Below are 5,777 nucleotides of genomic sequence, written 5' to 3' on the forward strand. Positions count from 1 at the left end.
TCTTTCATATGCAGGTGCGACTTTACACCTGCCGGTAATTTTAATCAGGTGTTGCCTAATAGTAAAGATTCTGTTCGGTTATGTAAATAAATCGGCTCGAAGATGCTGCGGTTGGGTTCTGTTATCGCCGATATAGGTAAAAAAACCATCATTCCGGCATGGATTTTATTCAGTATGCTTAGAACCCATGTTCAAAAAAATTCTTAATAAAATCATATGATGTCAATAAACGACTCAATCATCGCCCATTGGCTATCTGTCAAATCACTCGGGTACATAAAGGATTACCTACTATCTTGGTTTATCTGCTAATTATACGCCATATGATTTTATTAAGAATTTTTTGAATATGGGTTCTTAAACATTATTGAACATAGGTTCTTAATTCTATTTTTATTATTCTTGTTGTTTCTTTCAATATATTGTGATTTTTATTGTACTTTTTCAAACCAAATACCACCGTCGTCGTAACCATAGTAAGGGTTCTTAATAGAAAACTCAGCTATTCTTTCTGCAAGTTCTTCGGTTGTGCTGTTATTATTCTCATTCAGAATTTTTTGCCCTAATCCGGCAGAATAATCAATTGGCTTGCCTTCTTTTTCTATGATATCAATTATAATATTTTTTAAAATATCTTGAAATTCTGCTGGATCAATCCCTTCCAGTTCTTGTTCTGCCTCTTTTCGCAGCTTACATAGAGAGACTTTGCCGGTAATAATCGTATTGCTTTTTGTTTCTATATAATCTGCTGTATCCACTTCCAGCTTAGCCAATTGATTATTTAATTTTGGTTTCTTGTTTTTTGATTCAGATAAATCAGATGAATTATTCGCTGATTTATCTGAATCTTCTTCCCAATATGGGAAGCAACCTCGTCCAACAATAGCCAACAATATTGTTATCAGCGTTATTACCTTTATCCTTCCGTAATCCAATAAAAAATCTAAATTCCTTATCGAAGAAATTATAAAAAATTCTGTAAAAATAATAAAAATAGTTACTATATTGATCAATAACAATCCTTTTCTTTGTATCTTCACCCCCAATTTTTCTAATACCCATATAATACAAAAAGCATTCCCATCAATACACAACAAACACAGATTTTCATAACCTATTCCATTTACAACCCATTCATCAACCTTTCTTCCACGTTTAATCATTTCCTATCTTTCTTATTATGGTTTCTAAGCCATTCAGAAGAGTTGAAAATAACTTGTTCTTTGGAATGATCATCAATACCTTTTACCACCCCCTCTCCCATCAATGAATTGATGACAAATCCTTTAGTTTTTAAATATTTTTCAACAGCAGGGGGAATTTGTTTTCCACCAGCCCATTTAATCATCTTATTAGTTGAAGTATTAATAAAAACACCTAAAGTTGAATCATAAATCAAATTAGATGTAGTATAGTCTTCACCTATTAACGCACTCGTTATTACACCACCTGCTACAGATTTTCCAACTTCTACAGCGCATTTTGGGCAAGTAACAATAATCGCACCGCCAGCAATCACAACATTACCTATCGCAACGGCTTTGCTTATATCCGCATGGGCAGGAAGTTCACCTCGTAAAACGGCATTAGCCGCTTCTGTCGCCTCTTCATCATTTTTCCCGTTTTCTCGTGCCGCTTGATATGCACTGACTGCCCGTGAAATATTATCGCCCCCAAAATTATTTACGAACGCTCCCCAATTATTGTCTATTGCATTCTGCGCCGCCTGACTGCCCGACACGACATCCGCCGTACTCCCGCCACCTATCGCACCAACACCCGCACCTATCAATCCACCAATGCTGCTCAGTGTTTCTTTCTGCTCTGCACTCAGTTTGCTCGAGTCTTTTGTGCCGAATAACCATTGGGACACCACAGGTATCACGGCTTCCGTACCCGCAGCGGCAATCCCCGCACTCAACGGGTCATTGCCCCCAGCCGCGGCAACAGCGGCTGCCAAGATCGCATGCGCAGCCAAATGGGCGGCGCTGCCCTCTTCGGGGCGACCGCCGTTGTCTTGTTTGTTTTTCGCGGCGTTCGCTTTGAAATACGCGCCAACTTGCTGAATCAGTGCCGGACTCGCCGTTGCCGCCGCAATCCCGCCCAAGCTCTCGGTCGGTGCGTTTAAGCCCGCTGAAATGCTGTTTACCAATAGATTTAGGTTGTCCAGTTGGTTCAGCTGCTGTTGTAATTCGTTTCGTTCTGCTGCGCTCAGCTTCGGATTCTCCAGCGCGTTGACGATGCTGTCCCGATTTCGGTTAATCTCACCGCGGATGGCTTGGGTGTTGCTGTCAAATTCCTGTGTTACTTGTCTTTGTAAATTCAGTTCTGCCTGTACTCTGTCTTTGTCAAAGTTATTTTTCAGGGAGCCGCTGGCTTCTTGGTAATTCTCTGTGCTTACTTCTGTTTTAATCGCTTGCTTGATTTCTTCGGCGGTTTTGCCGGTCAGCTCCTGTTGTTTCGCTTCATCGGTAATGGTGATATTGGCGGTGTTGATGCCGCTGTGGGTGGTGCTGCTTTCATGCCCGCTGTCGCTGCCAAAGCCGATGGCTTGGCTGTACTTCGGTTCTCCTTTGGTTTTGCTTTCCCCTGTTTGCGGGTTGGTGCTGGTTTCGTTGCTGCCCTGTTGTGCCAGCTGCATGCCGCCAATCTCTTTCGGCGCTTCTCCGCCGCCCATTGAACCGCTGCCGCTGATGCCGAAACTGCTGCCTTCATAATCGGCATGGTTATACAGGTCGCTGAAGGTGAGGCTGCCGGTATTCAGCCGGTTTTTATTGTTGTCCTCTGCACTTTGCACTGAGGTAATTAACGCGCCTTTTAAGTCGGTGTTGCCTTTGACGTTGATTTGATAGCCGTTATCCCCCCGCAAAAATACCCGATTGCTCGGTAACCGAGGCATAGTCCGCATAATTAATCTAATGAACACACTATTACTCCATTTATTTTTATATACAGCACCCCACTCTATACCATACCTAACCTAATTATTCAAAAGAATAATCTTTTTCATAGCGAAATTCTTCCCATCCAAGATCTATAGGGCATGCAATGCTTAAAAATGACTGGTTCGCAGCAATTTGAATTAAATCAACTGTTCCATGTGCTACTATTAGATACCTTAATGGAGGTTCTGAAAAAAATAAAAAGCTACCATTATAACCAATATTAAAGCCACCTAGATTATATTCAGGATCGGATCGTTGTAACCAATAAACTAAATCAGGATATCCAGCATTTGTTATAAAAATTTTTGGGTTTAATTCCATAATTAAATTTTCACAATATACACATGCAATTTTTTTTATATTGAAATTATTTAGTGCTTTTAATAAATTTGTTGCATCAGGAATAACTAAAATACCATCATTATTCTCGTGATCATCTAAATTACATTCATATTTAGACTTTATATCCCACCCTATTGATAAAGAAATTTCACGATTAAGTCTATAAACACCATAACTCTTATTTTTTATATAATTTCCTACTATAATATTTTTTTAATTCTATTAAATAATTTTCATCAAAGTAATCAAGGAAATTCAACATTAATATATTATTTTCCTCCATAACGAATCTCCTTATATTTTTTCCATTCTCCTTTTGTATTTTGTTTTTGATATTCTAATGTTGCTCGACCATCATAGCTAACATCTTGATCAATAACTTTATAAATTTAAAATATTCAAGGGGAAATTGGATATTTTTCATTAATTAACCAACCAGAACAGATATTCCTTATTAGCTTGCTTTCTCCACCAACCAGTAGATTATATCCGATAGACCATGGAATTATAATGAATAGATTGAAAGGTGGCGTGTTAAAAATTACGCTTTCCCATAGAGTAAATTCATTAAATGCTAATAAAATTTCAGACCAATCTTCAGGTATATTATCAAAAATATGAACTATTGAATTCTCAAAATTATAATTATCATATTTAATCTGATCTAAACTCAAACAGTAATATTTTTTATTAAAAAAAGTTGATTGGATTAAACGTTCAAAATCTCCGTATTCTTGATCAAATGTAGTAGAATTTAATGCAGCGTAATCCCAATTTCTTTTTTTTAATTCATTTTCATTAAATGAAAATTCAGTAGTTTCTCTATTAAAAATAAATAAATCCAATATCATCTTTTGTGCTGATTCTTCAAATATATTACTAAATCTATTACTGATTACCATAACGAATTTCCCTAATGACACGTTTATTAGGTTTGCTAATCTCTATAGTTATTCTATTTCTTCCTACAAATTAATACCTTGCTGATTTAAAAGAACCTTTTGTGTTTAAAATTTAAAAATACTATACTGGAGAAATTGGGTGTTTTTCATTAATCCACCAACCATAACTAGTACAAATACTCCTCACTAATTCATCATTCCCACCTACTAATAAATTATATCCAACAGACCATGGCTTAATAATAAACACATCAAAGGGAGGATGACTAAAGATAATACTTTCCCATACAGTATACTGATTTCTATACGACAATATCTCTATCCAATCTTTATCTGTATTTTCAAATATATGTACAATTGAATTTTTAAAACTACTCTCCTTTTTTTGGATAGCATATAAATCAACACAATAATATTTTTTAATAAATGATGTCTTCTTAATCAGCCGCTCTTGATCGTCATCATCAAATGTTGAATCATCTAGTGCACCATATACCCAGTTTCTTTCATTTAATTCTATTTCATTAAATGAAAATTCCATAGTGGAAATATTAAAATTAACCAACCTAAAAATCTCTTCTGAAACAGCTTCTGTGAATAATTCGCTGAATAATTTACTGATTACCATAGCGTATCTCCCTGAGTGATTTTTCTTTACCGCTACTAGTAATTTTAAAATATTCAATAGTATATCTATGAAGACCACCATCATTGCTTGGTCTCAATTTAACACCAATTCCGTTTCCTAATTCTCCTTGATACAATATCCCTCTAGGTGTATTAATTTTCTGAACATTTGTACTCCCTATAGCATCAAAATCTTTTAGTGCCATATTAAAATCACCACCAGGTACATATTCAATAGATGTATTTTTAGAGGTAACTTTATCCCTTGCAGGCATGCTTACACGAGGGTTATCTATCATCTCTCCATCTAAATGAACTTTATTACTTCCAATATCTGTTGATGGTTTATTCGATACAACAGGTTTATTCGCTGTTTCGGGTGTTTTAGCTGTCGTTCCAACTTTTGCAGCAGCAGCACCCAACCCTAAATTCGCTGAAATCCTCGCCAATTGCTCTGATGCTTGATTAACCTTATTCAAGTCATTCGACATTAAGTCGTTGCCCAACTGAATAAGGTAATCTTTTAACTCGCCGTTGCTTACTGCTTTTGCAGCATCAATAACGGCTTCACCACGCCGGCGGTTATTCTCCATGCCAATCGCACAGTAATTACCCCCGCTTGCGCAATGAATCGCTGTTGCCAGTGTTTCCGCTGAAGCATCACCTAAGGCAAATACGCTATCAACAATATCACCGCCGCTTTGGATTATGCCTTTGAGGGCAGGAGCATCTGTTTTGCTTTTTGCCTTATCAATCAGTTCTTGCACAAAAGAACGGGCATCATCGCCTAATTGGCTGTTATTCACCACCGCATTCTGCGCCGCCTGGCTACCCGATACAATATCCGCCGTACTCCCGCCGCTAACCGCACCAACACCCGCACCTATCAATCCACCAATGCTGCTCAGTGTTTCTTTCTGCTCTGCACTCAGTTTGCTCGAGTCTTTTGTGCCGAATAACC

The 5,777-nt window shown here is 37.4% G+C and carries 6 protein-coding genes; all 6 read right to left on the reverse strand.

Annotated features, from left to right (window positions below):
* Positions 1–431: 431 nt before the first annotated feature.
* On the reverse strand, positions 432–1,163 hold the full coding sequence (locus Q384_RS10430; RefSeq protein WP_037587872.1) for a hypothetical protein: 732 nt from the start codon (positions 1,161–1,163) through the stop codon (positions 432–434).
* Positions 1,160–2,899 (reverse strand): VENN motif pre-toxin domain-containing protein, encoded by a 1,740-nt coding sequence (locus Q384_RS10435; RefSeq protein ID WP_051940906.1) that lies wholly within the window; start codon positions 2,897–2,899, stop codon positions 1,160–1,162. The genes Q384_RS10430 and Q384_RS10435 overlap by 4 nt, the downstream gene beginning before the upstream one ends.
* Positions 2,900–2,984: 85 nt before the next feature.
* On the reverse strand, positions 2,985–3,266 hold the full coding sequence (locus Q384_RS13450; RefSeq protein WP_156956546.1) for a hypothetical protein: 282 nt from the start codon (positions 3,264–3,266) through the stop codon (positions 2,985–2,987).
* A 419-nt stretch (positions 3,267–3,685) separates the two neighbouring features.
* A complete protein-coding gene (locus Q384_RS10440) occupies positions 3,686–4,189 on the reverse strand; it encodes a hypothetical protein (protein ID WP_037587874.1) in 504 nt (167 codons plus the stop codon).
* Between the two features lie 121 nt (positions 4,190–4,310).
* A complete protein-coding gene (locus Q384_RS10445) occupies positions 4,311–4,817 on the reverse strand; it encodes a hypothetical protein (RefSeq protein ID WP_037587876.1) in 507 nt (168 codons plus the stop codon).
* Positions 4,804–5,777, reverse strand: a 974-nt coding sequence (locus Q384_RS10450) for a VENN motif pre-toxin domain-containing protein (RefSeq protein WP_037587878.1), incomplete at its 5' end; no start/stop codon positions are given. The genes Q384_RS10450 and Q384_RS10445, both read right to left, overlap by 14 nt.

It is taken from the genome of Stenoxybacter acetivorans DSM 19021 (assembly GCF_000745895.1).
GTDB classification, from domain to species: Bacteria; Pseudomonadota; Gammaproteobacteria; order Burkholderiales; family Neisseriaceae; genus Stenoxybacter; species Stenoxybacter acetivorans.